General features: G+C 66.7%; 27 protein-coding genes. 15 read left to right on the top strand and 12 right to left on the bottom strand.

The features are described 5' to 3' along the window. Nucleotides 1-34: 34 nt before the first annotated feature. The gene (locus AC3A6P_RS02185; RefSeq protein WP_487687763.1) at nucleotides 35-1,810 is read left to right on the top strand and encodes a hypothetical protein; all 1,776 of its coding nucleotides are present in this window, start codon (nucleotides 35-37) and stop codon (nucleotides 1,808-1,810) included. Next, nucleotides 1,807-2,640, top strand: a complete 834-nt coding sequence (locus AC3A6P_RS02180; RefSeq protein ID WP_487687760.1) for an SMP-30/gluconolactonase/LRE family protein — start codon at nucleotides 1,807-1,809, stop codon at nucleotides 2,638-2,640. Before AC3A6P_RS02185 ends, AC3A6P_RS02180 begins: the two co-directional genes overlap by 4 nt. On the opposite strand, the gene AC3A6P_RS02175 is transcribed toward AC3A6P_RS02180, so the two are convergent. Further along, nucleotides 2,637-3,527: an aminoglycoside phosphotransferase family protein gene (locus tag AC3A6P_RS02175; protein WP_487687758.1), complete on the bottom strand. Its 891-nt coding sequence runs from the start codon at nucleotides 3,525-3,527 to the stop codon at nucleotides 2,637-2,639. The genes AC3A6P_RS02180 and AC3A6P_RS02175 overlap by 4 nt on opposite strands. Nucleotides 3,528-3,741: 214 nt before the next feature. On the opposite strand from AC3A6P_RS02175, the gene AC3A6P_RS02170 reads away from it, so the two are divergent. Continuing rightward, complete coding sequence (locus tag AC3A6P_RS02170; protein ID WP_487688140.1) at nucleotides 3,742-6,177, top strand: glycogen/starch/alpha-glucan phosphorylase; 2,436 nt, start codon at nucleotides 3,742-3,744, stop codon at nucleotides 6,175-6,177. A 36-nt stretch (nucleotides 6,178-6,213) separates the two neighbouring features. On the opposite strand, the gene AC3A6P_RS02165 is transcribed toward AC3A6P_RS02170, so the two are convergent. The 3 genes from AC3A6P_RS02165 to AC3A6P_RS02155 all read right to left on the bottom strand — a co-directional run bounded on the left by AC3A6P_RS02165 (nucleotide 6,214) and on the right by AC3A6P_RS02155 (nucleotide 8,554). Then, nucleotides 6,214-6,816 (bottom strand): sigma-70 family RNA polymerase sigma factor, encoded by a 603-nt coding sequence (locus AC3A6P_RS02165; RefSeq protein ID WP_487687756.1) that lies wholly within the window; start codon nucleotides 6,814-6,816, stop codon nucleotides 6,214-6,216. 105 nt (nucleotides 6,817-6,921) lie between these two features. Then, entirely contained in the window at nucleotides 6,922-7,767 is an 846-nt protein-coding gene (locus AC3A6P_RS02160; RefSeq protein ID WP_487687753.1) for a DUF5995 family protein, read from the bottom strand. Between the two features lie 148 nt (nucleotides 7,768-7,915). Then, on the bottom strand, nucleotides 7,916-8,554 hold the full coding sequence (locus AC3A6P_RS02155) for a cutinase family protein (protein WP_487688138.1): 639 nt from the start codon (nucleotides 8,552-8,554) through the stop codon (nucleotides 7,916-7,918). Nucleotides 8,555-9,160: 606 nt separating this feature from the next. Between AC3A6P_RS02155 and AC3A6P_RS02150 the strand changes: the two genes are divergently transcribed. Next, a complete protein-coding gene (locus tag AC3A6P_RS02150) occupies nucleotides 9,161-9,730 on the top strand; it encodes a hypothetical protein (RefSeq protein ID WP_487687751.1) in 570 nt (189 codons plus the stop codon). Next, a complete protein-coding gene (locus tag AC3A6P_RS02145; RefSeq protein ID WP_487687748.1) occupies nucleotides 9,727-10,260 on the top strand; it encodes a hypothetical protein in 534 nt (177 codons plus the stop codon). Before AC3A6P_RS02150 ends, AC3A6P_RS02145 begins: the two co-directional genes overlap by 4 nt. A 70-nt stretch (nucleotides 10,261-10,330) precedes the next feature. On the opposite strand, the gene AC3A6P_RS02140 is transcribed toward AC3A6P_RS02145, so the two are convergent. The 6 genes from AC3A6P_RS02140 to AC3A6P_RS02115 all read right to left on the bottom strand — a co-directional run bounded on the left by AC3A6P_RS02140 (nucleotide 10,331) and on the right by AC3A6P_RS02115 (nucleotide 15,447). Next, nucleotides 10,331-10,654, bottom strand: coding sequence for a hypothetical protein (locus AC3A6P_RS02140; protein WP_487687746.1), 324 nt, complete (start codon nucleotides 10,652-10,654; stop codon nucleotides 10,331-10,333). 175 nt (nucleotides 10,655-10,829) lie between these two features. After that, nucleotides 10,830-12,062 carry an amidohydrolase family protein gene (locus AC3A6P_RS02135; RefSeq protein WP_487687743.1) on the bottom strand — a complete coding sequence of 411 codons (1,233 nt, stop codon included), beginning with the start codon at nucleotides 12,060-12,062 and terminating at the stop codon, nucleotides 10,830-10,832. Between the two features lie 3 nt (nucleotides 12,063-12,065). Continuing rightward, on the bottom strand, nucleotides 12,066-12,710 hold the full coding sequence (locus tag AC3A6P_RS02130; RefSeq protein WP_487687741.1) for a GntR family transcriptional regulator: 645 nt from the start codon (nucleotides 12,708-12,710) through the stop codon (nucleotides 12,066-12,068). A 15-nt stretch (nucleotides 12,711-12,725) separates the two neighbouring features. Next, nucleotides 12,726-13,793: an isopenicillin N synthase family dioxygenase gene (locus AC3A6P_RS02125; protein ID WP_487687738.1), complete on the bottom strand. Its 1,068-nt coding sequence runs from the start codon at nucleotides 13,791-13,793 to the stop codon at nucleotides 12,726-12,728. Nucleotides 13,794-13,807: 14 nt separating this feature from the next. Next, complete coding sequence (locus AC3A6P_RS02120) at nucleotides 13,808-14,674, bottom strand: ABC transporter permease (RefSeq protein WP_487687735.1); 867 nt, start codon at nucleotides 14,672-14,674, stop codon at nucleotides 13,808-13,810. Further along, nucleotides 14,671-15,447 (bottom strand): ABC transporter ATP-binding protein, encoded by a 777-nt coding sequence (locus AC3A6P_RS02115; protein ID WP_487687733.1) that lies wholly within the window; start codon nucleotides 15,445-15,447, stop codon nucleotides 14,671-14,673. Before AC3A6P_RS02115 ends, AC3A6P_RS02120 begins: the two co-directional genes overlap by 4 nt. 260 nt (nucleotides 15,448-15,707) lie before the next feature. Here AC3A6P_RS02115 and AC3A6P_RS02110 point away from each other — a divergent pair, with 260 nt between their 5' ends. Together AC3A6P_RS02110 and AC3A6P_RS02105 are read left to right on the top strand one after the other, a co-directional pair. Further along, a complete protein-coding gene (locus tag AC3A6P_RS02110) occupies nucleotides 15,708-16,868 on the top strand; it encodes a nitrate ABC transporter substrate-binding protein (RefSeq protein ID WP_487687731.1) in 1,161 nt (386 codons plus the stop codon). Between the two features lie 16 nt (nucleotides 16,869-16,884). Continuing rightward, nucleotides 16,885-17,850 (top strand): isopenicillin N synthase family dioxygenase, encoded by a 966-nt coding sequence (locus AC3A6P_RS02105; RefSeq protein ID WP_487687727.1) that lies wholly within the window; start codon nucleotides 16,885-16,887, stop codon nucleotides 17,848-17,850. Here AC3A6P_RS02105 and AC3A6P_RS02100 read toward each other — a convergent pair. Continuing rightward, nucleotides 17,828-18,781 carry a prenyltransferase/squalene oxidase repeat-containing protein gene (locus AC3A6P_RS02100; protein ID WP_487687725.1) on the bottom strand — a complete coding sequence of 318 codons (954 nt, stop codon included), beginning with the start codon at nucleotides 18,779-18,781 and terminating at the stop codon, nucleotides 17,828-17,830. The genes AC3A6P_RS02105 and AC3A6P_RS02100 overlap by 23 nt on opposite strands. On the opposite strand from AC3A6P_RS02100, the gene AC3A6P_RS02095 reads away from it, so the two are divergent. Continuing rightward, nucleotides 18,780-19,511, top strand: coding sequence for a TVP38/TMEM64 family protein (locus AC3A6P_RS02095; RefSeq protein ID WP_487687722.1), 732 nt, complete (start codon nucleotides 18,780-18,782; stop codon nucleotides 19,509-19,511). The genes AC3A6P_RS02100 and AC3A6P_RS02095 overlap by 2 nt on opposite strands. Nucleotides 19,512-19,536: 25 nt before the next feature. On the opposite strand, the gene AC3A6P_RS02090 is transcribed toward AC3A6P_RS02095, so the two are convergent. Beyond that, nucleotides 19,537-20,457, bottom strand: coding sequence for a LysR family transcriptional regulator (locus tag AC3A6P_RS02090; protein ID WP_487687720.1), 921 nt, complete (start codon nucleotides 20,455-20,457; stop codon nucleotides 19,537-19,539). Nucleotides 20,458-20,630: 173 nt separating this feature from the next. Between AC3A6P_RS02090 and AC3A6P_RS02085 the strand changes: the two genes are divergently transcribed. The 7 genes from AC3A6P_RS02085 to AC3A6P_RS02055 are packed head-to-tail and all read left to right on the top strand — an operon-like array spanning nucleotide 20,631 to nucleotide 26,831. Next, nucleotides 20,631-21,866 (top strand): CaiB/BaiF CoA transferase family protein, encoded by a 1,236-nt coding sequence (locus AC3A6P_RS02085; RefSeq protein WP_487687718.1) that lies wholly within the window; start codon nucleotides 20,631-20,633, stop codon nucleotides 21,864-21,866. An 11-nt stretch (nucleotides 21,867-21,877) separates the two neighbouring features. After that, nucleotides 21,878-22,657, top strand: coding sequence for an enoyl-CoA hydratase-related protein (locus tag AC3A6P_RS02080; RefSeq protein WP_487687716.1), 780 nt, complete (start codon nucleotides 21,878-21,880; stop codon nucleotides 22,655-22,657). Between the two features lie 47 nt (nucleotides 22,658-22,704). Beyond that, nucleotides 22,705-24,030 carry an SLC13 family permease gene (locus AC3A6P_RS02075; RefSeq protein ID WP_487687713.1) on the top strand — a complete coding sequence of 442 codons (1,326 nt, stop codon included), beginning with the start codon at nucleotides 22,705-22,707 and terminating at the stop codon, nucleotides 24,028-24,030. An 8-nt stretch (nucleotides 24,031-24,038) separates the two neighbouring features. After that, a complete protein-coding gene (locus AC3A6P_RS02070) occupies nucleotides 24,039-24,431 on the top strand; it encodes an acyl-CoA thioesterase (RefSeq protein WP_487687710.1) in 393 nt (130 codons plus the stop codon). Further along, nucleotides 24,428-25,156, top strand: coding sequence for an SDR family NAD(P)-dependent oxidoreductase (locus AC3A6P_RS02065; protein ID WP_487687707.1), 729 nt, complete (start codon nucleotides 24,428-24,430; stop codon nucleotides 25,154-25,156). The genes AC3A6P_RS02070 and AC3A6P_RS02065 overlap by 4 nt, the downstream gene beginning before the upstream one ends. Next, complete coding sequence (locus tag AC3A6P_RS02060; protein ID WP_487687704.1) at nucleotides 25,153-25,596, top strand: MaoC family dehydratase; 444 nt, start codon at nucleotides 25,153-25,155, stop codon at nucleotides 25,594-25,596. Before AC3A6P_RS02065 ends, AC3A6P_RS02060 begins: the two co-directional genes overlap by 4 nt. Nucleotides 25,597-25,613: 17 nt before the next feature. After that, entirely contained in the window at nucleotides 25,614-26,831 is a 1,218-nt protein-coding gene (locus tag AC3A6P_RS02055) for an acetyl-CoA C-acetyltransferase (RefSeq protein WP_487687702.1), read from the top strand. The last annotated feature ends 2 nt before the right edge of the window (nucleotides 26,832-26,833 follow it).

Here is a 26,833-nt window from a genome sequence, read left to right as displayed (position 1 = left end):
CGGTCATCACCGGAACACGTCGATGGAGACGTCAATGAGGTCGAGCACCTACGCCAGACACGTCGGCCGCATCGGCGGACTGGCCGTCGCCCTGGGTATCGGCATCGCACTCGGCAGTACCGCCGGCATCGCACTCGCCGATGACACGGCCACCGCATCCGGGTCCGCAGCCTCCGAGCGCGAACCTGACCGCCAGGCCAGAACCGAACGCAAGAAAGACGACACCGAACCCGACCGAAAGTCGTTGACACGGCGCACCTCAGAGAAGCGTGACACCGACAAGCCCACCCACCGGGACCGGATGACCGCGGTGCGGTTGTCGCGCGACGACGACGCCGACGCCGACACCGAACCGGCCGCTCCCCCACCCACCACCGGGCTGACCACCCTGCTGGGCGCGGCCCGCCGAGACAGCTTGGAGGTCCCCGCCGGGTCCAGCACACTGGCCACAGAGGACCAGCTGGCCGCCGAGCGCCGTGCCGAACAGATCGCCGAAACCCCAGTGGTCGGGCTGGCCAAGGTGGTGTTGAAGGTGGCGTGGTTGTTCTCGGCGCATCACAATTACGCGCTGGTGGGTGGGCCGGACACGGAGAACCTGGCCCGGCTCGATCAGGCCGTCGACGAGTACGCCATGCAGGCGGCGATGGAAGTCCAGATGCTCAACCCGACGAAACCGGTTCTGCTGCAACAGGTCATGCCGCCACACACCTGGGGAGGCGGCGAGGTCGAGGGCACCCGCATCTGGTACGACAACCCCGACACCATCTACCGGTTCACGCCCGCCAACGCCGCGTCGGAGTACGTCATCAGCGGGCAGTTCGCCCCGGGTCAGCGCCCGGCCGACACCAACTTCAGTGTGCTGACCGGTCTCAACGGCCAGACCGCGACCAACCTCAACGGCAACGACCTTGAGGTGGACTCCGACGGTCGCTTCACCATCACCGTCAGCGCGGCGCCGCCGTCGGATCCCGGCGCCGACCATCTGCAGTTGTCCCCCGAATCCACGCTGATCACCACCAGGAACACGTTGTCGGACTGGACCGCCCAGGCGCCGATGTCGGTGGCGATCCGGCGGGTCGACGGGCCGCCGGACAGCCTCTTCGCTCAGCTCGGCGGATTCCTGATCCCCGGACTCGGCGCGGCCGTCACCCGGAACCCGGCGCTGGTGTCGCTGGTCTCGCAGGTTGCGCCGTTCCCCGAACCGCCACTGGCGGTGCAAGCCACCGAGGCGGCGCTGCTGATGCTGCTCCTGGGCATCACCAAACAGGACGAATACATCAAGGTGGCCACCACTGATTCGACCACAGGTCAACTGCGCCAACCGAATACATTGTCCGCCCCGGCCCACAACGCGCAATTCCTGTCCACCCAGCTGCAGAGCGCAGGCTACTTCCAGCTCGACGACGACGAAGCGCTGGTACTCACCGTCGACCCGGGCAGCGCCTCGTACTTCGTTGTTCCGGTCACCGACGTCTGGACCATCACCGGCAACTACTGGGATCAGCAGACCAGCCTCAACAATGCCCAGGCGATCCCCGACACCGACGGCAGCTACACCGTCGTCGTCGCGAAAAACGATCCGGGCGTGGCCAACTGGGTGTCCACCGGGGGCCTCAATCAGGGCACCCTGTCCATCCGATTCCAGGGCGTGGACCCGAATTCGCCGGACCAGCCCACCGTTTCGGTGACCAGGATGCCGCTGGACCAGGCACCATCCTCTGTGCAACCCGATCAGCTCGTCTACAGCCGTCAGGACCAGCTCGCCGCGCGCCAGGCCGGGTACGCCAACAGATACGGAGTGCCGCAGTGACATACGAACTGGCCACCCTGGTGACAGGCCGCGCCTTCCTCGAGGCGCCGCGCTGGCATGACGGCGCACTGTTCGTCTCGGACATGTTCGCCGACGAAGTGTTACGGATTTCGGAGTCCGGCGAGGTCAGCACCGTCACCGACCTCGAACAGCCGTCCGGCCTGGGCTGGCTGCCCGACGGATCGCTGCTGATCTCGTCGATGCTGCAGCGGCGGGTGCTGCGCCACCAGGACGGCCGTCTGACCGCGCACGCCGACGTCAGCGCGTTGGCACCCCAGGAGATCAACGACATGGTGGTCGACTCGCGTGGGCACACCTTCCTGGGTCAGTTCGGCTTCGATCCCCGCGCCGGAGAGGCACCGGTGGCGGCCCCGCTGATCCGCATCGACCCGGACGGCTCGACCGAGGTGGCCGCCGAGGGCATGCAGTTCGCCAACGGCATGGCGATCACCGCCGACGGATCCACCTTGCTGGTGGCCGAGAGCGTCGGTCAGTGCATCACCGCCTTCACCCTCGCCTCCGACGGATCCCTGACCGACCGCCGGGTCTGGGCCGCCGTCGACGGATTTCCGGACGGCATCACCGTCGACCGCGACAACGGGGTGTGGTTCGCCAGCCCGGTAGCCGACCGGTTCATCCGCGTCCTCGAAGGCGGCGAGGTGACCGACACCATCGAGACCCCCGGCCGGCATGCCATCGCCTGCGCCCTCGGCGGCCGCGACGGCGACACCCTGTTCCTGCTGACCTCGACCACGCTGGGCGACGGCGGACAGGCACAGACGACCATGGGGGCCGCCGTGCACACCACCCGGGTGCCGGTACCCGCTTAGCCTTGTACCGCCTTGGCCACCGCGATGCAGGTGGTCAGCCAGTCGTGGTCGACGGGACCGGGATCGGTCAGCTCCCACACGGCGTTGTGCACCATTCGCACCACCACCCAGGCGCGGGCACGGTCCTCGGCCAGCCCGGCGGCGTCGACCACCGCGTAGAACCGGCGCCGCACGCCGTCGCGGACATCACCGGCCAGTTCGTCCCAGCGGTTCCACAGCAGCGGCGCCACCTCGTAGTGCGGGTCGCCGTTGAGCGGTTTGGGATCGGTGACCAACCACGGCTCGCGGTCAGCGGCGAGCACGTTGTCGTAGTGCAGGTCGGTGTGGATCAGTGTGCCCACCGTGTCGGGGTCGGTCACCAGGTCGCGGCTCCAGGACTGGGCCTGCTCGACGAGCCGGCGCGGAATGGGAGCACTGCGCGGCAACGCGTCGAGGCCGGCGGTGTGGCGCGTGATGACGTTGGCCAGGGTGTCCAGCTGAGGAAGGGCGGGTACGTGGATCCGGCGGTACAGGTCGGCGACGATCTCGCAGGCCTCGACGTCCCACAGCGGGGTGAGGTCCCGGGTGTGCAGACGTTCCAGCAGCAGGGTCCGCCGGTGCGGGTCGGCACCCAGCAACCGGACGGCGCCGTCACCACCCCAGCGCCGCAGGGCCAGGTGTTCGTGTTGTGACTCGTCGTCGGGAAAGGCGATTTTCAGCACAGCCGGGCCGGCGTCGCCGATCACGGGCAGCACCATCGACGCATGCCCGTGCATCGGTGCGCCGTCGGGGGTCAGGGTCCAGTCGGCGAGCTGACGCTGGATGAGTTTCGGCAGTTCATCGACCCAGCTCTGCCACTGCGGGCCGCGGGTCGCCATCGCCTGCACGGCCGTGGGCAGTTCGATCACCGGTCGCTCACAGACACCACTGTGCCAGCCCGTCGGTGTTCACCTACGTGACGCCGGCAGTGCATCTGATGTAACACGGAGGTGTCAGACTGACCCGTCCTCATTCAGGTATCAGGAGCAGGTAGTGACAGACACCGCCCATACGCCGTCCGCAGGTGCCGCCGACGGCGCGGCTTTTCCTCTGGCGTCCCGGCACGAGCATTCCCGTACCGGGATGTCGGCCGACGCGCTGCGGCGCGCCATCTCGGACCACTTGATGTACTCCATCGGCCGCCCGGCCGCCGCGGTGACGCCGGCGCACTACTACAAAGCGCTGTCGCTGGCGGTGCGCGACCGGATGCAGCAACGCTGGATGGCCACCACCCAGGACTGGCTCGACCTGTCGAACAAGGTGACCTGCTACCTGTCGGCGGAGTTCCTGATGGGTCCCCAGCTCGGCAACAACCTGCTCAACCTGGGCCTGGAAGCCGAGGCCCGCGCCGCGCTGGCCGAGCTGGGCCAGGACCTCGACGAGGTCATCGACTGCGAGGAGGAGCCGGGTCTGGGCAACGGTGGCCTCGGCCGGCTGGCCGCCTGCTATCTGGACTCGATGGCCACGCTGGAGCGCCCGTCGATCGGTTACGGGATCCGGTATGAGTTCGGCATCTTCGATCAAGAGATCCACGACGGCTGGCAGGCCGAGAAGACCGACAACTGGCTGGTCAGCGGTAACCCATGGGAGATCGACAAGCCGGATGCCAGCTATTTCGTCTGCTGGGGCGGCAAGACCGAGCAGTACACCGACATCGCCGGCAATCTGCGGGTGCGCTGGATCCCGCGCCGGGTGCTGCAGGGCGTCTCCTACGACACCCCCATCCAGGGCTACGGCGTCAACACGTGCAACACCCTGACGCTGTGGAGCGCGCGGTCGGTCACGCAGTTCGCGCTCGAGGCATTCAACACCGGCGACTTCTACAAGGCCGTCGAGGACGAGGTGCTCTCCGAGAAGGTCTCGAAGGTGCTCTATCCGAACGACGAGCCCGAGGCCGGCAAGCGTCTGCGGTTGCAGCAGCAGTACTTCTTCGTCACCTGCTCGCTGCAGGACATCATCCGCATCCACACCGAACGGGTGGGCCTGCCGCTGTCGGCGTTGCCGGACAAGTGGGCAATCCAGCTCAACGACACCCATCCGTCGATCGCCGTCGCCGAGTTGATGCGCCTGCTCATCGACGAGCACCACATGAGCTGGGATGAGGCCTGGGAGATCACGGTCGCCACCTTCGGCTACACCAACCACACACTGCTGCCCGAGGCGCTGGAGACGTGGTCGCTGGGATTGTTCGGTGACTGCCTGCCGCGCCACCTCGAACTGATCTACGAGATCAACGACCGGTTCCTCGACGAGGTGCGCGCCAGGTTCCCCGGCGACGACGACCGGGTGCGCCGGATGTCACTGATCGGCGAGGACGGCGGCAAGACGGTACGGATGGCCCACCTGGCCACGGTGGGCAGCCACGCCGTCAACGGTGTCGCAGCGCTGCACTCGGAGCTGCTGAAGGAAAGCGTGCTCAAGGACTTCTACGAAATGTGGCCGGAGCGGTTCGGCAACGTCACCAACGGCGTGACGCCGCGTCGCTTCCTGGCCCTGTCCAATCCCGGCTTGCGCCAGCTGCTCGACCAGACCATCGGTGCGGGCTGGCTCACCGATCTGTACAAGTTACGTGAGCTCGAGGCCCACGTCGACGATCCCGCATTCCGGGAGCGTTGGCGAGAAGTCAAGCGTGCCAACAAGTCCCGTCTTGCCGAGTACGTGCACACGGCAACCGGTATCGAGCTGGACCCGACGTGGATGTTCGACATCCAGGTCAAGCGCATCCACGAGTACAAGCGTCAGCACCTCAACGCGTTGCACATCATCACGCAGTATCTGCGGCTCAAGACCATCCCCGGCTACACGATGCCGCCGCGCGCATTCATCTTCGGCGGCAAGGCCGCCCCGGGGTATTTCCTGGCCAAGCGGATCATCAAGCTGATCACCGCCATCGGTGACGTGGTCAACGCCGACCCCGAGGTGAACCGCTTCATGAAGGTGGTGTTCCTGCCGAACTTCAACGTGCAGAACGCTCATCTCATCTACCCCGCGGCCAACCTGTCCGAGCAGATCTCGACTGCCGGCAAGGAGGCCTCCGGCACCGGCAACATGAAGTTCATGATCAACGGCGCCCTCACCATCGGCACCCTCGACGGGGCCAACGTCGAGATCCGCGAGGAAGCCGGGGCGGAGAACTTCTTCCTGTTCGGGCTGACCGAGGACGAGGTGCAGGCCGTCAAGGCCACCGGGTACCGGCCGCTGGACTACGTGGAGCGGGATCCGGAGTTGGCGGCCGTGCTCGAACTCATCCGCGAGGGCGCTTTCACCCACGGCGACCCGCAGATCCTTGCACCGCTGCTGGATTCGCTGATCCACCACGACCCGTTCCTGGTGTTGGCCGACTACCGCGCGTATGTCGACTGCCAGGATCGGGTCAGCGCCGCGTGGCTCGACGGCGACACCTGGGCGCGGATGTCGATCCTGAACTCGGCGCGCAGCGGCAAGTTCTCGTCGGACCGGGCGATCGCCGAATACTGCGATGAGATCTGGAACGTCGGCCCCATGACCGTGGAGATCTGAGGGCCGCGCCCCGGCGTAGGCCTGAGCAACCGGATCCTAGACGGCCACCGCGTACCCACGACTGACCGCGACGCCGGCGAGCAGCTCCCGTAGCTGCCGCCGGCCGCGGTGCAGCCGGGACATCACGGTACCCAGCGGGGTGTTCATGATCTCGGCGATCTCCTTGTAGGGGAAGCCCTCGACGTCGGCGTAATACACCGCCATCCGGAACTCCTCCGGCAACGCCTGGAGGGCGTCGCTGATCTCGGTGTCGGGCACCTTCTCCAGCGCCTCCACCTCGGCCGACCGCAGCAGCGTCGACGCCGGCGCCGAACTCGATCCCAGCCATTCGGTGAAGTCGTCGCAGGCGTATTCGCTCGGCCTGCGCTGCCTCTTGCGGTAACCGTTGATGTAGGTGTTGGTCAGGATCCGGTACAGCCAGGCCCGCAGATTGGTGCCCACCTGGAATGTCTGGAAACCGGTGTACGCCTTGAGCATGGTGTCCTGCACCAGGTCTTCGGCGTCACCGGGGTTGCGGGTCATCCGCAGCGCCCCGCCGTAGAGCTGATCCAGCAGCGGCAGCGCATCGCGTTCGAAACGCGCGGCCAATTCGATGTCGGTGCCGTGCCGGTCGAGTGTGGCCTCGAGTTGGTGTGTCACGCTGGCTCCCGTCTCCGCGACTAGCTGATGTGTCCATCCTCTGGTGTTGCGCAGCCGGAATCTGCGGTGCTGACCCGACAACTTCCCGGGGGTTTTCCCTACTGGTTACAGCACGGTCCGAATCGGTGCGGGGACGGCGGCGATCTCGGCGAGCACCTCGAGGTTGTGTCGGACATCGCGGCTCTCCCGCGCCGCGATCATGGCGATGGCGACGCGGACCACTCCGGTGAGACTGGGCGGGTCGTAGACCAGACGTCCTTGTCCGGCGATCTTGCGGTCGCGGGCAAAGATGGTCACCGGTCGTGCGAAAGCCGGTTCGGCGGTGAGCAATTCCGCGAATCGCCACGCACTGTCGCGCAGCTGGCGGACGCCGGCGTTGATGGCGAAGATCTCGTGCTCCATGAGGACGGCCGCGATATCGGCCAGCGCGGGGGAAAGTTCATGGACATCGGCGAGTAACCCGTTGATCTGGCTGGCCAGCACCGCGTTGATCGTGTTGAAGTCCTCATGCAGGTCTGCCGTGGGCTCCGACAGCTGGTGGGCGACGATCCCCAGATCCAGACCGATGTGCGCATTCACACCGGCGAGCATGTGCTGCACCAGGATCGGGTCGTCGCGGCCCGCTGCGTCGAAGGTGACCTGCCATGACCGGGTGGGGCGACTGTGGTCGCGTGGATGGAACAGTCCGTTGAGGGCGTCGAAGTACCGGGTCGCGAAGGCAACGTCGAACCGTTCCATGCGTGGGCCGTCGTGGAAGGCGCCGTTGTCGATCGCCTGGCCCACTGCCACCGTGATGCGCTTGTAGAGCGCCGCGAAGTAACCCAGCTGACTCGACGCTCTCAGTGACCAGTCGAGGACGTCATCGAGCACCTCGACCACGTCGGCGATCGTGGTGACTTCAGGTATCGGCAGAGGTACTGCGATACCTCCGGCGACAGACTTCTCCGGCATCGCGCCCCCCGACAATCGACTGGACCGATCGTCGCATCGCGGCGCGCGCGGAACGCAGGTAGCGGACTACCTCATTCGCCGGGCTCGGCTTCTCAGCCGCCTCGTACCTCGCCGGCATCGGCGCCTTCGGGGCCGTCTGCTCGGCTTCTCAGCCGCCTCGTACCTCGCCGGCATCGGCGCCTTCGGCTAACTTCGTCGCTGCGAAGTCCGCCGCCTGCACCACCATGCCGTCGGAGATGTAGCGACCGTGAGCACCGATGTCGCCGCCCTCGGAGCACACGAAGTCGTTCGGCACACACAGTTCGATGGTCTTGGGCTGGTACAGCGGGCCGACGCTCACCGACGGCTGCTTGATCATGTTCATGAACCGGTCCGACGGGGTGCCCAGCAGCGCCACCGCGGCCACGTGGTCGGCGACATCAGCGGGCATGGGCTGGGGAACCTCGGACAGTGACACACCGTCGGGCACGATCTCGTTGGTCACGAAACCCATCACCGCAGCGCCCTGCGAGAAGCCGCCGAGCACCATCTGGGTGTCGGGGCAGTTCTGCGCGATCTCCTGGACATGTGTGCTGGCGTCGATGACGCCTTGCACGCCTGTCGGGAAGTCCGGACTGGCGGGATAGTCGACGGGATACACCCCCACCGACTTGTCGCCGACGCGAGCGCGCAGATCGTCGACGAAGGCCTGCCCCATGGCACCCAGGCCCGGGGGCTCGGTGGTGCCGCGTGCGAAGACCACCTGGACATCGGGGCAGCCCGGGGGCAGCGCAGCAGCCACCGGCACCGGGGCCGGGGCCGGAGCTGGGGCTGGGGCTTCGGGGGCGGGAACCGGCGCGGGCGCAGGGGCGGCCTGCGGGGCGGGCACGGGAACCGGTACCACCTCAGGAGCGGGACCGGGTGCCGGCCCGAGCGGAACGGGTACCGGTACAGGTACCGGAGCGGGAGCCGGGGCCGGGGCGGGTTCAGCGGCCGCGGACGGGATCCCCAGCGGGACGAACGCCAACGAAGCCGACGTCAACAACGCGACGCTGCACACACGTGTTAGATGACCTGACAATCCCATACATCGATGGTGACACAAGTACTCCCGAGACGCCGATCCACGGTCGGGTGTCGCGGCCTTACCGTTGGCAACAATCCGGTGGGTCGCCGCCATGGCAAACGGTCACCGTGATGTCATCGACGCGCATACCTCCCCCATTCCCACCCTTTCGGCGGTGCACCGCCGGGCAGCAGCACGGCGACACCCGATTCCTGCACCGAGACGAATATTCGGCTCTAGCAACGATTTACCCCGCTGCGCGTGCCCTCGACAGCTCGCCGCACCGGAAATTGACGTTTTCGTAGGGGCCGCAGGGGTAACCCTCAGTGCGGACGAGGAGGTCAAGTCATGCCTAGTTGGGGTTGGATTCTTATCGCGGCACTGATCGTCATCGTGGCGGTCGCCGCCGTCTTCGCCGCCCGCAAATCGCGCAACAGCAAGCAAAGCGACAGATTGAAGCAGCATTACGGCCCCGAGTATGACCGGGCCGTCCAACAGACGGGTGATCCGCGCGCGGCCGAAGCCGAGCTCGTCGCCCGCGAACGCAAGCGCAAGAAACTCGACATCGTGGCCCTGTCGCCCCAGGCACAGGCGATGTACGTCGAGCAATGGCGCTTGGTGCAGACCAGTTTCGTGGACAACCCGGCGAGTGCGCTCAAAGACGCCGACCTACTGGTCAATCAGGTGATGCGCGAACGCGGTTATCCGATCGATGATTTCGAGCAACGCGCGGCGGACATCTCGGTCGACCACCCCGGTGTGGTCGAGGATTACCGCGCCGCGCACGGCATCTTCCTGTCGCAGCAACGAGGCCAGATCGGCACCGAAACGCAGCGCGAGGCCTTTGTCCACTACCGCGCGCTGTTCGAGAAGTTGTTGGGATCCGAACACGGCACGCCTAAGGAGGCACGAGCATGACCGCACCACGTCAGTACACCGATCCGATCGACCCGAATACCGGAACCGCTGACCAACAGGGTTACGCAGCACAGGAATTCAACGCCGGCCAGGTCGACCCCGCCGGTGAGCGCCAGGTTGATCCCGCCACCGAGCGCCACGGCGACCCGACCGCGGATCGCCAGTACGACCCCAACGCGGGTCGGCAGGTCGATCCGTCGGCTCAGCAGCGCACATCCACACCTGCGGCCGCACAGTCATCGGTCTCCGATACCCCGATGAGTGACTCGCTGTTCGGCGAAAACGACCTGTCCGAGTTGCGGTCCCGCTGGAACGACGTGCAGGCGGAGTTCGTCGACGACCCGCGCGCCTGCGTGCAGAAAGCCGACAGCCTGGTGTCCTCGGCGGTGGAGCAACTCACCGCCAGCTTCAGCCAGACCCGGTCCCGGCTGGAAGATCAGTGGTCTCGCGGTGAGGAGGCCTCCACCGAGGACCTTCGTATCGCCTTGAAGCACTACCGCGACTTCTTCGATCGCATCCTCGCGGTGTAGTCGCCACAATTCAAAAGCACTCAGGCACACATCCCGATCGGGTGTGTGCCTGAGTGCTGCCGGGGTCCGTTCAGCGGACGTTGACGTAGACGGTGGTGGTGTTCACGGGGCCGGAGTTGCGGTCGGATTGAGCGCCGTAACCGCCTTCGTTGCCGGCGTTGGTGTCCGTCGTGGTGAAGGTGGGGCCCCGGCCGACGGAGACGACGTTGGCTTCGGCCAGTGGGCTCTGCGACAGCCGGTTGACGACCACCTTGTAACCCTGGTCCTCGAGGCTCGCGATGGTGTCCTGCGCGTTGCCGGCCCCCGTGGGGGCGGCGAACGCGGGGGCGGCCAAGCCGAGGACACCGGCGGTCAGCGCGGTGGCGGTGAGGGTGGCGAATCCGAACTTCTTCATGATCGTGGCTCTCTCTGTGAGTACTGATTTGCGAATCGTGGCTCGCAGAGAGGGTCTGTGGGTCGCGGTTCGTGCTGTTCTGATCGCTACAACCGCCCACGTCAGGGCTTCATTTCCGCTGGCAGGGATTGACCGGCGGGTGGCAGGAAGTAGTCGTTCGGACCGCGCTGAGCGACTAGCTTTCCGTGGCCAGCCACCATTGAGTCCGGCTGCGCGCCACCACGGCCCCGCGGTGGATCACCACCCGGTCGGCCGGCGCGTTGGCGATCACGTCGGGCACACTGCTGCCCCACACCGCCAGCAACTCGGCCCGCGCCCCCACCCGCGGTCCCGCCTCCGGCAACCCCAGGACCGTGCGGGCGCCGTCGGTGACCATGTGCAGGGCGACATCGGGGTGTACGTGCCCGGCGATCACGCTCAGCATGGCCGTTTCCAGTGCGTCGCTGCGGCCCAAGGGGTTGAACGGGTCGCGCACATTGTCGGCGCCGGCCGCCACCGGGATACCCGCGCGGCGCAGTGCCGCGATGGCGGTGATGCCGCGCGGTGTGGCCGAGTGGCTGTCTCGCCCTTGAAGGTAGAGGTTGGTGATCGGATTGGCGATGACCCCGATGCCTGCGTCGGCGATCTGGGGCAGCAGCCGGTCGAGTTCGTCTGGCGCCATGGTGCCCAGCCGCGTGCAGTGGCTGGCGGTCCGGACGCGGCCGGCGGGCCAGGCGCCGGCGCGCTTGGCGTAGTCGGCGATCGTGTGGTGGTCACCGAAGAGGAACTCGTCGGTGTGCAGGTCGGTACCCACGCCGCGGTCTTCGGCCACCCCGAGCAGCCGGTCCAGTTCGCCGGTGGGGTCCGGGGCGTTGTGTGGTGACCCGCCCACCAGATCGGCCCCGGCGTCCAGTGCGGCGTGCAGCAATTCGGCTCCCGAGTAGGCCTTGATCAGGGCGACGATCTCGATGCTCATCAGCCCGGCCAGTTCTCGGCGCACGGCATCGACGGCCCGGATACCGCGCAGTGGGTCCTCGCCCATCAGGATGTCGACGTGGGTGCGTACGGCGGTGGTGCCGTTGCGCAGCAGCGCCAACGCGGCCTGGCGTGCCCGCCGCCGGAACGAGTCCTCGTCGAAACGCAGCGAGCCCTCCTTCCACGTGGCGATGGCGTCTGACAAGTCGCCCAGCTGGGGTTTCAGGGCATCCCAGGACAACGCCTTGTCCAGGTGCGCGTGCGGTTCGGCCGCTGCGGTGAACAGGAGATACCCACGAAGATCCAGCCCGCCGCGTTCTGCCGGATCCGCGGGTGCGACGGACGTGACGACGGCATCGGCGCCGTCGCGCTCGATGCGGACGTCCACCACCGAGCCGTCGGACAGCGTGGCGCCGCGCAGCAGCGAAACAGGTTGCGCCTCAATCGGTGTCATGACTCAGCTTCGCCGCGTCCGCACGTACAGCCCCGCCACGTGGGCGCAGGCCGCCGAGCGGGCTCCGTTCGCGTCGCCGGCTTCGATGGCAGCCACGATGCGTTCGTGCTCGCCGACGGCCAGGCGCCGATTCAGTTCGCATGCCCACATGTCCGACCGGTACAGATGCGCCTGTCCGTCGAGGCGGGCCAGCGCATCCGACAGCGGCCGGTTGCGGGCGGTGTCACGAATCAGGGTGTGGAAGTCCAGATCCAGCTTCGCGTCACGATGCCGGTCCGGTGCCTCGTCCAGCAGTTCACGCTGCACCTGCACCATCTTGCGCAGCTGCTCGACGGTGGCGCGGGTGGCGATCAGCGTGGCGGTGTGCGCCGCCAGCCCGTCGAGCACTTCCCGGACCTCGAAGACCGCCTTCACCGCGTCGTCATCCAGAAGGGTCACCCGCGCACCGGCATTGCGGGTATGCGTGGCCAGCCCCTCGTAGATGAGTTGCTGCACCGCTTCGCGGACCGGGGTTCGGCTGACGTTGAGCCGGGCGGCCAGTGCGGGTACGGACAGGGGGCTGCCGGGCAGCAGCTCGCCGGTGAAGATCATCTCCTGCAGCGAGCGGTGCACCGACTCGGTGAGCAGAGCACCATCCGAGGCCGTCATGTTCGAGCGTTCTCCTTACTTCGCCGCTGCCGATACCCGTGCCGCTTCCCGCAGCACCGCCTGCGGTGCCACCCCGGCACGCAGCCCCGCCACCTTCATCGCGATGTTCTCGGCCACCGTAATCGGTTCATACCCCGTCTCCCCGTCGGCGAGAGTGCCCGGCAGCGCCTCGAGCACTGCGTCGTAGTTGCCGTCGAAGAAGAACGCCGCCGACCGGCGGCGCTGGATGCGTCCGTCGTACACGGGCGGGTCGACCCGGTGCACGGTGGACATCCAACGGTCGTTGGTCCAGCGGGCCATCGCGTCACCGAGATTGATCAGCAGTGCTCCGTCGGCGGGCTGCACATCGTGCCACACCCCGGCGCGGTCGAGCACCTGCAGACCCGGCACCTGGTCGGCCCACAGGATGGTCAGGATGCCGAAATCGGTGTGCGCGCCCATGCCCTGCAGCTCCCCCGCGACCGCGGTGTCCCCTTCGGGCAGGGCGAAGTTGTTCATCTTCAGCACCTCGATCGAATGGTCGATCATCGAGTCGAAGTAGCCCGCCGGGAGGTTCAGTGCATCGGTGAACGCCACCATCAGGATGCGGGCCAGGCGCTGCGCCTCGGCGAAGTACGTTTCGATCCGCGGCCGGAAGCCCGGTGCAGCCTCGGGCCAATTGTTGTGGGCATAGCTGTTTTCGGGCAGATGCAGGGCAGGGAACCGCCCAGCGAACTCGGCGGCCTCGGTGCCGACGGTGAACGCCTCGTAGTAGTCGTTCATCAGGTTGGTCGTGACACCCAGGCTCATGCTCAGCGACTCGCTCTTGGGTGGCGAATAGCCGCGGTTGGCCGACGGGTCGCGGCGGTAGCCGTTCTTCACGGACAGCGGCAGGCCGAAGAACTCGTCGAGAGCGTCGGCCAACCCGGCCAGCGCGCCGGTGTCGATCCCGTGGCCGACGATCTGGATGAAACCGACCTCCCGGCAGGCCTTGTCCAGCGCGGCGGCCACCTGCGCGCAGTCGGGATCCGAGGCCGCGTCGCCACCGGCGACGTAACGGCTCACGTCGAGCACGGGGACGTGGAAAGCAGTGTCTTCGGTCACGTGGTTGTCTCCGTTCACAGTTGTTGTCCCGACTCATGCCAGCGACCGACTGCCAGCCGCGTCACCCAGCCCATGGCCGCAAAAACCAGCACCCCGAACAACGAGGCCAGCACGATCGCGGCGATCAGGTCTTCGGACTGCAGCCTGCCTCGGTAGACGTCGAGCAGTGTCCCGATCCCGGGCTGGCCCTTGGCGAAGAACATGTCGCCGATGATCGCGCCCACCACCACCAGACCTGCTGCGGTGCGCACACCGGTCAGGATCGCCGGAAGGGCCGCGCGCAGTTCGAGTTTGATCAACCGGTCCCACCGCGAGGCCCCGGAGATGGTGAACAGCTCGTGCATACCGCGGTCCACCGACCGGATGCCGAAGTGTGTGTTGGTGATGATCGGGAACACCGCGATCAAGACGCACACCAGCGTGCGCGCGGCCATACCGTAGCCCAGCCACAAACCGATGAGCGGAACGATCGCGAGGATGGGAATCACCTGGATCACCACCGCGTACGGGTAGATGATCTTCTCGAGCCAACGCGCCTGGCACATCAGCACACCGGTGGCTACGCCGGCGACCACGGCGACCAGGAACCCGACCAGGGTCACCTGCGCGGTGACCGAGAGCGCGGCCAGCATCGGCTGCAGGTGCTCCCAGTCCATCAGCGAGTTACGCAGTACGTCGACGGGCGGGGGCAGCATGAATCGCCGATGGGGTTCGAGCACCAGGTAACTGACGGCCGACCAGACCGCCAGGCCGGCCGCCAGGGACAGCACCGGGTATCCGACCGCTGATCTGAACCGTATGCCGCGCTTGGGTTCTCCCGCTTCAGCAGCCTGCGGGGAATTGCGGGCGAACAATCGAACGGGCCGCTCCAGAACCGTCATGCCGTCCTCCCGTGCAGTAACGCCGTCACATCAGCCACATAGTCGGTGAACCGCGCCTGGAAACGCAGCTCTTCTGAACGGGGGTAAGGGAAGTCGACGTCGATGACGCCGGCGATCCGGCCGGGACGCGCCGTCATGACCACCACCCGGCTGGCCAGATAGACAGCCTCGGAGACCGAATGGGTGACGAACATCGCCGTGAATCCCCGCTCGGCGTAGAGACGCTGCAGTTCGACCTGCATGTCGAGCCGGGTCATCTCATCGAGCGCCCCGAACGGCTCGTCGAGCAGCAGGATTTCCGGCGACAACGTGAGCGCGCGCGCGAGCGACACCCGCATCTTCATGCCGCCCGAGAGTGTCTTGGGTAGGTGATCGGCGAACTGCTCCAGGCCCACCGCGGAAATCGACTCCGCGGCACGACGTTTCGTTTCCACCCGGTTGCCCCGGCTGAGTTCGGCGCACAGTTCGACGTTGGCCCGCACCGACCGCCAGGGCAGCAGGGTGGGCTCCTGGAAGATGAAGCCGACCGACGAGGTGTCCACACGGACCTGCCCCGAGCTGGGTGACTCCAGCCCCGCCGCCATCCGGAGCAAGGTCGATTTCCCGCACCCGGAGGGACCGACGACGGCAACGAATTCACCGGCGTGCAGGGTCAGGTCGGCGTGCTCGACGGCTGTGGTGCCGGTGTCGAATCGTTTTGTCACGTCCGTGAACTCGATCTGAGCTCGGGCGTCGGCGAGTAACGACGAACTCGTGGACGGGGCCGTATCCACTGGCGCTCCTGACGACTTGGGTTACATGCAGTAGTTGAGCACTTGGCTGCGACCAAGCCTTGATTACATGTATTACAGCGATGTTTCCCATCGTGAACCCTGAGTAAGTAAATCGGGGTCAACCCCAGGAAACTGCGACCATCCGAGCGATATACGACATCATTTACACCGTTGCAACAGTCACCGTGGTTGCATGTAATCGCGGATTCCGTTGGCCCGTGGCCGGGATCGTTTCCACCCCACCTTACCGAGGAGCAGTCATGTCCCCATCGATTCTGCGGAAGGTAGCGGCCGTCAGCTGCGCCGCTGCCACCCTGTCCGCCTGTGCCTACAGCAGTGAGCAGGCCCCCGAGGAGACCACCATCGATGCGGCCGCCGACGCCCAGTCACTGGCTGGGGTCTGCCCCGCCAACGTGGGCATCCAGCTGCAGTGGCAGCCGCAGTCGGACATGGGTGCGGTGTTCGGGATGCTCGGCCCCGGCTACCAGGTGAACACCGACGAGAAGTCGGTGACCGGGCCGCTGGTGGCCGGCGGCCTGGACACCGGCGTCGACCTGACCCTCAAAGCCGGCGGACCCGCGATCGGGTTCCAGTCGGTCCCGTCGCAGCTCTATGTCGACGACTCGCTGGTCATGGGCATCGTGCACGGCGACCAGTTGATCGCCGCGGCCGCCGACCAGCCCGTCATCGGTGTGACCCCGCTGCTCAAATACAGCCCGGCCATCCTGATGTGGGATCCGGCCAGCCACCCCGACTGGCAGACCGTCGCCGACATCGGCAAGACCGACGCCACGGTGGTGGTGTCCAAGGACCAGATCTACCCGCAGTGGATGGTCGGCAAGGGCATGCTCGCGCAGTCGCAGATCGACACCAGCTACGACGGCGCACCCGCCCGCTTCGTCGGCGACCCGACCATCGTCCAGCAGGGCTTCGCGAACTCCGAGCCCTACACCTACGAGCACGACACCCCGGCCTGGAACAAGCCGGTGGGCTGGGGCCTGATCAAAGACGTGGGTTACGACATCTACGCCTCCAACATGTCGGTCCGGGCCGACAAGCTCGAAGAACTCGCACCCTGCCTGGGGAAACTGGTGCCGATCATCCAGCAGGCCGGGGTCGACTACGCCGCCTCGCCAGAGCCCGTCAACAAGGTGATCGTCGACGTCATCTCCCAGGACGACACCTACTCGCCGTACTCCGAAGGCGAAGCCGCGTTCAGCGCGGACCTGCTGGTCGAGAAGGGTCTGCTGGCCGCGGAGGACAACGGTTCGTTCGGCGTTTACGACCCCGCGCGCACCAACCGCAATGTCGAAGACCTGCGGGCCGTGCTGGCGGCCACCGGCAACGTCGTCCCGGCGGACATGACCGGAGAGACCCTGTTCATCAACCGGTTCAGCGATCCGTCGATCGCCACCAACTGAGTAAGGACACATGAGCATGACAGAGATGACCGAACTGCAGCGCGAGCGTGCCATGGGCGCGCTCGGCACCGAGAGCGACCGCGAGGTACGGCGAATCTCGTTGGCCGGTCTCGAGAGCCGGCGCGCCCAGATCGCCGACGAAATATGGAGCGCGGCAACCGATATCGGCTTCTTCCAGGTTGTCGATCACGGTATCGATCTCGCCGAGGTGCGGGCGGCGTTCACCATGGCCGAGAAGTTCTTCGCCCTCCCCGAGGAGGTCAAGGCGCGCCGGCCCAAACGGTTCAACTCCGGCTGGGAACAGCTCACCCAGATCCGGCCCTCGGTCGGGGTGCCGGACCAGAAGGAGTCGTACCAGGTCACCCTGTCGAATATGGACGGGTTGTGGCCGGCAGAGGAGGAACTGGCCGGATTCCGTTCCACCATCCTCGATTTCGAACACAGATGCTGGGCGCTGGCCATGGAGCTGTTGTCGCTGTTCGCCGACAAACTGGGCTTCGACCGTGACTTCTTCACCCGGGCCCACGACCCGGCCTCGCCCACCTACCAGAGCACGCTGCGGCTGTTGCACTACTTCGCGCTGCCCGCCGATGGAGACCTCACCGGGGTGTGGCGGGCCGGTGCGCACACCGACTTCGACTGCCTGACCTTGCTTTTCCAGCGGGACGGGCAGGGGGGCTTGCAGGTGTGTCCCGGCAAGGAGCGCGATGCCCAGCAATGGACGTCGGTACACCCCTCCGAAGACGCGATCACCTGCAATATCGGTGACATGTTGATGCGGTGGAGCGATGACCTGCTGCCGTCGAATTTCCATCGCGTCAAGAGCCCCGGGCCAGCCGATCATCGTGGAGCGCGGTACAGCATCGCGTTCTTCGCCCAGGCCAACAGCGAGGTCGCCATCGCCGGCCCCAGCGGCAAGTATCCCCAGATCAGCGCGAAAGACTATCTGCAGCAGCGTATCAACGCGAATTTCGCTCGCTAGCGTCCCACCACTGCACCACCCGCATCGCGTGGAAGGTCAGCCATTTCGAGGGTTCACCCTCGGGTGCGTCGACCTCGAACCACACCCGGCCGGCATGGGGCCTGGCTTGTAGCCAGGTCCCATCCGGCTGCCGGGCGTCGCGGATCATGGTGATCGCGTCTGCGAGCCGCGGATCCGGGCGGTCAGCCGCACGGAAGTAGTCGGCGGCGTTGAGCACGCTGTAGCACCAGCGGAACGGATAGGTGAACCGGTCCACCCACGGCCCCACCTGCTCCCCCGTCGACAGCCGGCGGAACAGCCTGCGGGTCAACAGGTACTCCTCGCCGGCGTGACGCACCTGCGGAACCGCCCCGTACGCCAGCAGGCCCTTGAGCGAATTCAGCGTGGAATGAAACGACGAGCGCGTCGAGCCGTCCACCCACTCGCAGTTCCAGCCGCCGTCAGGCAGTTGGTGCTCGACGAACCAGTCCGCGATGCCGGCGACGTCGGCGCCGAGCCAGGCGCCGTTGGCCAGTGTCCAGGCGTTGATACAGCAGTCCACCTCACCGCCCCAGTACGGCAGATCGTCGTACTCCCACCGGCAGGTGGCGGCCAGACGCTCGGCGGTATCGCCCAGCACCGCGGCGTCGAGCCCCCACTCCCGCAGCGCATTCAGTGACCACGTGGTGGCCGTCCAGGGCTGGCCTACCTCAGACTCGTCGAATCCCGCGGGGAAGAAGGCGCCGCCGGCCCATTGCCCGTCGGGGTCCTGCAACGCCAGCAGCCGGGCGCCGAACCCTTCCGTGGCGACGCGCGCCCGGGTGGCCTCCCAGACCTCGGGCGGTTCGTGCAGCAGGTCGCGCTCGACCTGCCAGCGCAGCGCCGGGTCGGAGTCGAGCAGCCACTCGGTGAGCACTCCCCGACTGTAATCGGGCAGGATTGCGGTCAGCATGACCGACACCGACGGCGCACCGCCGGCCGACCAGCCGACCGACCGCAGACGCCACCTCCTGCGCCTTGCGGTGTTCGCTGCCTTCCTGCTGGGCATGTTCTACCTGATCGCGGTGGCCCGGGTCATCGACATCGATGCGGTACGCGCATTCATCGGATCGGCCGGCCCGGCCGCGCCGCTGGTCTACGTGGTGGTCTCGGCGGCCCTGGGTGCCATCTTCGTGCCCGGCCCGCTGCTGGCGGCCGCCAGCGGCCTGCTGTTCGGCCCCGTGGTCGGAACCTTCGCGACGCTGGGTGCCACCGTGGGCACCGCCACCATCACCAGCCTGCTCGGGCGGCGCGCAGGGAGGGAAAGCGCGCGCGGTCTGCTGGGCGCCGAACGTGCCGACCGGCTCGATGCCCAGATCCAACGCCGCGGCCTGTGGGCGGTGGTCGGGCAGCGGTTCGTCCCCGGCATCTCGGATGCGCTGGCGTCCTATGTGTTCGGCGCGTTCGGAGTTCCGTTGTGGCAGATGGCGGTCGGGGCGTTCATCGGGTCGGCGCCCCGCGCCTTCGTCTACACCGCACTCGGCGCGTCGATCGGTGATCTGTCGGCGCCCCTGGCCTACAGCGCGATCGCGGTGTGGTGCGTGACCGCGGTGATCGGCGCCTTCGCCGCGCACCGCGGCTACCGCAGCTGGCGCTCCCACCACACCGCCCAAACCGACACACGGGCCCAAAAGTCCGAGTGACTTTCGGAATTTCGTCGATCTCGGGTCAGCGGGATTGCGGTGGACTGCTCGCCGGATGGTCGATGAGATGCTGCAGGAAATCCCTGACGTGCGCGCCGGGTGCGGGTTCGGAAAGGTGACACACCGCCACCGTCCGGCGCGCCAAGGGGTCCTGCAGTGACACCCGCGCCACGTCTCCGAGCGCTTCCGGCGTGGGTGGTGTGATGGCGATGCCGACATTGGCCGCAGCCAGCGCGACCGCCATGGCCATGTCGTCGGTCTCCAGAATCACGTTGGGTTGCACGCCCGCAGCTTCGAACAGCCGGTCGGCGACGGTGCGTGCGTCGTACCCGCGCTCGGAGAGGATGAAGCTCTCGTCGGCCAGGTCGGCCAGGTCGATCTGCGAACGGTTCGCCCAGCGGCTTCCGGCGGCGACCACCACTTCGATGCGCTGTTCGAACAACTCGATGGCCGTGATGTCGGGGTGCGTCGACGGCGGTGCCACCAGAGCCAGATCGATGGCGCGGTCGCGCACCATCTGCTCGAGCTGCGTGCCGCTGGCTTGACGGAACGAAAACTGCACGGCCGGGAACTTTTTCACGTAGTCCCCGACAACGGTGGGCACATAGTGGGAACCCAACGAGCGCAGCAGTCCGATCCGGACCACGGGATTCGAGCTGGCGAGCACCGCCTCGCGCAGCCCCGTACCGACATGCTGCAGAGCTATCTGCGCGTGTTGGGCCAGGAACATCCCGGCGGGGGTCAGTTCGATGCTGCGGCCCTTCGGCACCGCCAGTTCGATGCGCAGTTCGTGTTCGACGCGCCGGATCGCCCGGCTCAAGGTCGACGGTGTCATACCGAGCGCCGCCGCGGCCGCGGTGAAACTCCCCCGCTCGACGATCATGGCCAGGTACGCGAGATTCGGGCACAGGCTGAGGGTCTGACGGACATACGTCGACTGATGCATATTCGCACCATACTCGTGCAAAACTTGCGATTGACGCACTGTTCACCCGTTGCTTGACTGATGGTCACGTGAGACGCAGCACCTCACGACTCCCCGCTACACCCGGCGGGACCGGGGCGCCAACGTCATCGATGACGCGCGCTCATCACCGAAAACCGTAACGGAGGCTTGCTTTGCCCGCTCAACACGCGCTCTCCGGGGTCCGCGTTCTCGAAGTCGGAAACTACATCGCCGGTCCCTACTGCGGGACCCTGCTCGCCGACCTCGGCGCCCATGTCCTCAAAGTGGAGGATCCCGATGCCGGCGACGTGGTGCGCACCTATGGGGCGATGTTCGATGCGGCGAAGGACAGTGCCGCTTTCCTGACCTTGAACCGTAACAAGGATTCGATAGCGGTCGACCTCAAGTCGCCGGAAGGCAAGAAGATCTTCCTCGAACTGGTCGCCGACGCCGATGTGGTGATCGAGAATCTCCGTCCCGGATCGATGCTGCGATTGGGTCTCGACTACGCGGCGCTCAGCACCACCAACCCCGCCCTGATCTACCTGTCGGCCTCGGGGTGGGGTCAGGACGGGCCACTGTCGGCCGACGCCGGTCTCGACATCATGGCGCAGGCCCGCTCCGGCCTCATGAGCATCACGGGGATACCCGGCGGGGACCCCCTCAAGGTTGGGGTTCCGCTGTGCGACATCGGTTGTGCGCTCTACGGCACCATCGCCGTCCTGGCTGCACTGAACCACCGCCACCGCACCGGCGAGGGCCAGGCCATCGACGTCTCGCTGTTCGAGGCCGGAATGTCTTATGCCATCTGGGAGTTCGCGAAATTCACCGCCACCGGCGAGATCCCGCGCGCCCAAGGCGCGGTGCATCAGTCGGCGGCACCGTACCAGGCTCTGCAGGCGTCTGACGGATGGTTCACCATCGGCGCCGCAACACCCAAGACGTGGCTTTCGTTCTGTGACGGGATGAACCTGCCCCACCTCGTCGACGACCCCCGATTCCGCACCAACGCCGACCGCCTGCGCAACCGGGGTGATCTGATCGCCATCATCGAGGCCGAGACCGTCAAACAGACACGCCAGCACTGGGTTTCCCTATTGCGCCAGGCAGGCGTCCCCGTTGCACCCATCAACGACTACGAGCAGGCGTTCAACGACGATCAGCTGCTACAGCGTGACTTCTACTGGTCCGCGATGTCCGGCGACGGGCAGGTGGTCCGCCAGATGGGATCACCCATCCGGCTGTCCAAGACGCCGACGGTGCGCAAGAAGGCCGGGCCCATGCTCGGTGACAGCACCGCGGCCGTCCTGACCGAGTTGGGCTACACCGAAGACTCGATCAACGAGTTGGCCTCGCACCACATCATCGCCGTGGCCGACGTCCCCGCGCTGTCGGGACGCGCACGGTGACAGCGGCGGGCGTGGCTGATGCCTTGGTGACCCACCGTGTGGGTCCGGTCCTGCGAATCACTTTCAATCGGCCCGCCCGGCTGAATGCCGCGACCCGGGAGATGGAGCGGGCACTGCTGCGCGCCTGCGCCATGGTCAACGACACTCCGGAGATCCGGGTCGTCACGCTGCAGGGCGCCACCGGCCGTAAACCGGCGTTCATGGCCGGTAACGACATCGCGGAATTCAAGGACCTCACCACCGGCCACGATGTCCGCCACACCGAAGATGCCGCCGAGGAGACGCTGACGGCGATCGAGAACCTGCGGGTGCCGGTGGTCGCCTGCATCGACGGCGCGGTGATCGGCCAGGGCGCCCTCCTGGCGGCCTGCAGCGACATCGTGGTGGCCGGCCCGGATGTACGCTTCGGATTCCCGATCGCCCGCACCGTGGGCAACTGTCTGTCCACCACCAACCTCGTCCGGTTGGCCGACCTCCTGGGCGCACCACTGACCCGGGCGATGATCATGCGAGCAACGTTGCTCACCACCGATGACCTGGTGCGAGCGGGAGCAGTGGTCGCCACCTCTGCGACCTCAGATGGGCTCAGCGACCTGGGTCTGCGCATCGCCGAGGAGATGGCGGAGCTTGCGCCACTGACACTGTCCTACACCAAGCGCTCCATGTTGTACCGGCGTAGCGCGGTCACCGACAACAGTCAGTTGGTGATCGACAGCTACCTGTCTCGAGACTCCCGCGAAGCGGTGTCCGCATTCCTGGAGAAGCGGGCACCCCAGTGGGAGGGCCGTTAGCACCACCCGCACAACGTCCCCCATCCCTGTTCGCTGGAGTATCCGAAATGACAGCTACCCAGATCACCGCCCTGTGCATCCTGCTCGTGGTTTTCGCCGTCGGCAGTGTCAGACACGTCCACGTCGGCGCGATCGCCCTCGCCGGCGCCTTGGGCGTCGGCCTGACCCTCGGCGCCGAATCGGTCTCCGAGATCATGCGCGGCTGGCCGGTGGACCTCATGTTGATCCTGCTCGGCATGACCTACCTGCTCGCCGTCGCGCGCGCCAACGGCACGCTGGACCGTTTGGTGGACAACACGGTTCGTCGTATCGGGTCCCGAAAGGCGTTGCTGCCGTGGTTCATGTTCGTCCTGGCCCTGGTCATCGCCGCCATGGGCAACCCTCTGGCCGCGATGGTGGTCATCCCCGTCGCAATGGTGCTGGCGGAACAGGACGGCCGTGACCCCGTGATCATGGCCTTGGGCGCCATCAACGGCTCCCTGGCCGGGTGCTTTGCGCCCACCAGCCTCTACGGCATCCTGACGGTCAGCATCGGCGAGCAGGGTGGGGTCGACCTCAACCCCTACCTGCAGTTCGGTGTCACGCTGGCCATCCTGGTCGGTCTACAGGTCGTGGCACAGATCCTGTTCCGGCAGCACAGCGGCCCCGGCGGGGCCGGTTCGTCGTCGGCACTCCCCGATCCGGACGGAGGAACCGGCCTCGGCGCCCCGGAGACCGCGGTGGCGGTGTCGGCCCGGACCACCACGGCGGTGCGTACTGCGACCACCCCTGCACAACGAGCGACCATGGCGGCGTTCATCGTGCTGCTCTGTCTTGTGGTCGGCATGCCGTTGTTCGGGTTCGCCATCAACATCGGCGTGATCGCCCTGGCACTCGCCATCACGGTGTCACTGATGTTTCCCGACGACGGCAAGGCAGCGCTGGAGGACATCGACTGGTCGACCATTCTGTTGGTGGGCGGGATCGTCACCTACGTCGCAGTGCTGCAGCGCATGGGCGCCATGGAGAGTCTGGGCGAGCTCGCCAGCAGCATTCCATGGCCGCTAGCCGCCGTCTTCACCCTCTGTTTCGTGGGTGCGTTGATCTCGGCCTTCGCATCTACCACCGCCCTGCTCCCCGTGGTGATCCCGTTGGCGCTGCCGCTCGTGGCTCAGGGCAGCATTTCCGGCGCCGGTGTGATCAGCGCCCTGGCGGTGTCGGCAACCATCGTCGACTCGATGCCGTTCTCCACGTCCGGAGCTCTTGCGGTGGCAACCAGCAGTGACGACGCCCGCCCGCGGGTAACCCGGGTGCTGCTCAGATGGGGTCTGACGATGACCGTTGTCGGGCCACTGATCACCGTCGCGCTGTTCGTCCTCCCCAGTTACCTGTGAGCTGCACTGTGAGCGAACGTTTTTCGATCCCGCTGCGCTGGCGCGACCTCGACCATCTCGGCCATGTGTACCACGCGACCATCCTCACGATGCTGGACGAGGCGAGAACCCGATGGTTGTCCAGTCTCGGTGTGGGTGAACCGGACTCGTACGTGCTCGCGAGAATCGAATTGGACTACCGGCGCCCGTTACAGAGACAGGACGACGCCCTGGCGGTGCACTTCACCGCCGTGCGCGTGGGAACCAGCAGCGTGACGATCTCGGAGCAGGCTTTCGCAGCGGCGAGCAGTGCCCTCGTCACGGAATCCACGTCCACGATCGTGATGTGGGACATCCAGGCGGCGGCCAAGCGCCCGATCTCCCCCACGGAACGCCGCGCACTGACAGGAGACAACACATGACCTACATCGTCACCGGCGGGGCGTCGGGGATCGGCGCCGCCATCGTGCGCCGACTCCAGCACGCCGGACACCAGGTGGTGTGCGCCGACGTGAATGCTGATGCAGCGCACAGCTTCTCGGCACAGTTGGGTGCTGGCTCCGGTCGGCCGGCGGTCCGCGGCTTCGCACTGGACGTCACCTCCGCCGACAGCTGGGCGACCCTGGTCGCGGCGACCGGCGAGTGGGGTCCACTGCGGGGACTGGTCAACAACGCGGGCATCACCCGCGACAAGTCCATGTTGTCGATGCCCGAGGAGCACTTCGACCAGGTGCTGGACGTCCACGTGAAGGGGTCCTGGTTGGGTAGTCGCGCGTGCATTCCCGAACTCCGCAAGACCCCCGGCGCGAGCATCGTCAACGTGTCGTCCTCCGGTCGCCACGGCGTGTTTGGCCAGTCCAACTACTCGCCGGCCAAGGCTGCGATCGTCGGGCTCACCAAGACGGTCGCGATCGAACAGGCGAAATACGGAATTCGTTGCAACGCAGTGGCTCCCGGAGCCATCCGCACACCGATGACCGCGGCGGTACCGCAGACGGTGCTCGAGACGTGGGAAGAGCTGACGTTGGCAGGCCGGATCGGCGAGCCCGACGAAGTCGCCGCGGTGGTCGAGTTCCTGCTCTCGGATGCGGCCTCCTACGTCAACGCCACCGTGGTTGAGGTCAACGGCGGGGAGACCCACCTGTGACCGTCTACCTGGACGACATCCGGCTCGGTGCGGAATACCTTTCCGAGATCCGTACCGTCGAACGTGCGGACATCGACCGGTTCGCCGAACTTTCCGGTGACTTCAACCCACTGCATGTCGACGAGCAATGGGTCCGGACCAACACCGACTACCAGCGCTGCATCGCCCACGGGATGCTGATGCTGTCGATCACCAGTGGCCTGAAGTGCCCGGGTATGGACGACTGGCAGATCGAGGCCTATCTGGCGGTCGAGCGCCGCATGCAAGCGCCCGCCTACCCGGGTGACTCTGTCCAGGCTCGTTTCGTGGTGGCCGAGGTCCGACGGTCGAGATCCCGGCCGGCGTCGGGGATCGTCACGGTAGACGTGACCTTGAGCAACCAGAACCAGGAGACGCTGCAATCGGGAACCGACCGGTTCATGGTCGGCGTCCGCCCTTAGATCTCGAGGAGACCCATATGCCCGAAGCCGTGATCGTATCGGCAGCCCGGTCCCCCATCGGCAGAGCGGTGAAAGGCTCGTTGGCGGCCATGCGCCCGGATGACCTGGCCGCCCAGATGGTGCAGGCCGCGCTCGACGCGGTGCCCGAAGTCGATCCCGCGACCGTGGAGGACATCCTCCTCGGCTGCGGCCAGCCCGGCGGCGAACAGGGGTTCAATCTCGGCCGTAACGTCGCCATCCAGCTGGGATACGACCACATTCCAGGAACGACGATCACCCGGTACTGCGCCTCGTCACTGCAGACCATCCGGATGGCGTTCCATGCCATCAAGTCGGGCGAGGGCGAGACCTTCGTGGCGGCGGGGGTCGAGACCATCTCGCGATTCGACAAGGGCGAATCCGATTCCCTGCCAGGCACTCAGAACCCGCTGTACGACGCGGCCCAGCAGCGCACGGAACTCCTTGCACGCGGTGAGGGCGTCTGGCGCGATCCGCGCGAGGACGGTCTGCTCCCCGACGCGTACATCTCCATGGGCCAGACGGCGGAGAACGTCGCGCAGCTGACCGGGATTTCGCGGCAGGAGCAGGATCTCTGGGCGGTCCGGAGCCAGAATCGTGCCGAGTCGGCCATCGCCTCAGGGCATTTCGAGCGGGAGATCACCGCAGTCACACTGCCTGACGGCACGGTTGTCTGCACCGATGACGGTCCGCGCCCGGGCACCACCATGGAGAAGATCAGCCAGCTGAAGCCGGTTTTCCGGCCGGCCGGAACCGTGACGGCCGGCAATGCGTGCCCGCTCAACGACGGTGCGGCCGCGTTGGTGATCATGTCGCAGCAGCGGGCCCGCGACCTCGGTCTGCAGCCACTGGCGCGCATCGTGGCCACCTCGGTCACAGGGCTGTCACCAGAGATCATGGGTCTCGGGCCGATCGAGTCGACGCGCCGTGTCCTGGCGATGACGGGTATGTCCGCTTCCGATATCGACCTGTTCGAGATCAACGAGGCATTCGCGGTCCAGGTGATCGCCTCGGTGCGTGCGCTGGGACTCGACGAGGAGAAGGTCAACGTGTCGGGCGGGGCCATCGCGCTGGGCCATCCGTTCGGCATGACCGGTGCGCGGATCGCCACGTCGCTGCTGAACAACCTCACCGCCCACGACGGCCACTTCGGGCTGGAGACGATGTGTGTCGGTGGTGGCCAGGGGATGGCGATGATCCTGGAGCGTCTGGCCTAGGG

This window comes from Mycobacterium sp. Soil_C_30 (assembly GCF_057656995.1).
Note: the sequence above shows the minus strand (reverse complement) of the source record. Positions and strands in the feature narration are given on the sequence as shown.

Excerpts from the sequence above, each read along its gene's own strand:
- AC3A6P_RS02170 (WP_487688140.1), top strand. The coding sequence starts at position 3,742 with ATGTCGGCCGACGCGCTGCGGCGCGCCATCTCGGACCACTTGATGTAC.
- AC3A6P_RS02095 (WP_487687722.1), top strand. The coding sequence starts at position 18,780 with ATGACCGACACCGACGGCGCACCGCCGGCCGACCAGCCGACCGACCGC.
- AC3A6P_RS02135 (WP_487687743.1), bottom strand. The coding sequence starts at position 12,062 with ATGACACCGATTGAGGCGCAACCTGTTTCGCTGCTGCGCGGCGCCACG.
- AC3A6P_RS02160 (WP_487687753.1), bottom strand. The coding sequence starts at position 7,767 with ATGCCGGAGAAGTCTGTCGCCGGAGGTATCGCAGTACCTCTGCCGATA.
- AC3A6P_RS02185 (WP_487687763.1), top strand. The coding sequence starts at position 35 with ATGAGGTCGAGCACCTACGCCAGACACGTCGGCCGCATCGGCGGACTG.
- AC3A6P_RS02140 (WP_487687746.1), bottom strand. The coding sequence starts at position 10,654 with ATGAAGAAGTTCGGATTCGCCACCCTCACCGCCACCGCGCTGACCGCC.
- AC3A6P_RS02110 (WP_487687731.1), top strand. The coding sequence starts at position 15,708 with ATGTCCCCATCGATTCTGCGGAAGGTAGCGGCCGTCAGCTGCGCCGCT.
- AC3A6P_RS02065 (WP_487687707.1), top strand. The coding sequence starts at position 24,428 with ATGACCTACATCGTCACCGGCGGGGCGTCGGGGATCGGCGCCGCCATC.
- AC3A6P_RS02120 (WP_487687735.1), bottom strand. The coding sequence starts at position 14,674 with ATGACGGTTCTGGAGCGGCCCGTTCGATTGTTCGCCCGCAATTCCCCG.
- AC3A6P_RS02105 (WP_487687727.1), top strand. The coding sequence starts at position 16,885 with ATGACAGAGATGACCGAACTGCAGCGCGAGCGTGCCATGGGCGCGCTC.
- AC3A6P_RS02100 (WP_487687725.1), bottom strand. The coding sequence starts at position 18,781 with ATGCTGACCGCAATCCTGCCCGATTACAGTCGGGGAGTGCTCACCGAG.
- AC3A6P_RS02090 (WP_487687720.1), bottom strand. The coding sequence starts at position 20,457 with ATGCATCAGTCGACGTATGTCCGTCAGACCCTCAGCCTGTGCCCGAAT.
- AC3A6P_RS02075 (WP_487687713.1), top strand. The coding sequence starts at position 22,705 with ATGACAGCTACCCAGATCACCGCCCTGTGCATCCTGCTCGTGGTTTTC.
- AC3A6P_RS02130 (WP_487687741.1), bottom strand. The coding sequence starts at position 12,710 with ATGACGGCCTCGGATGGTGCTCTGCTCACCGAGTCGGTGCACCGCTCG.
- AC3A6P_RS02145 (WP_487687748.1), top strand. The coding sequence starts at position 9,727 with ATGACCGCACCACGTCAGTACACCGATCCGATCGACCCGAATACCGGA.
- AC3A6P_RS02150 (WP_487687751.1), top strand. The coding sequence starts at position 9,161 with ATGCCTAGTTGGGGTTGGATTCTTATCGCGGCACTGATCGTCATCGTG.
- AC3A6P_RS02055 (WP_487687702.1), top strand. The coding sequence starts at position 25,614 with ATGCCCGAAGCCGTGATCGTATCGGCAGCCCGGTCCCCCATCGGCAGA.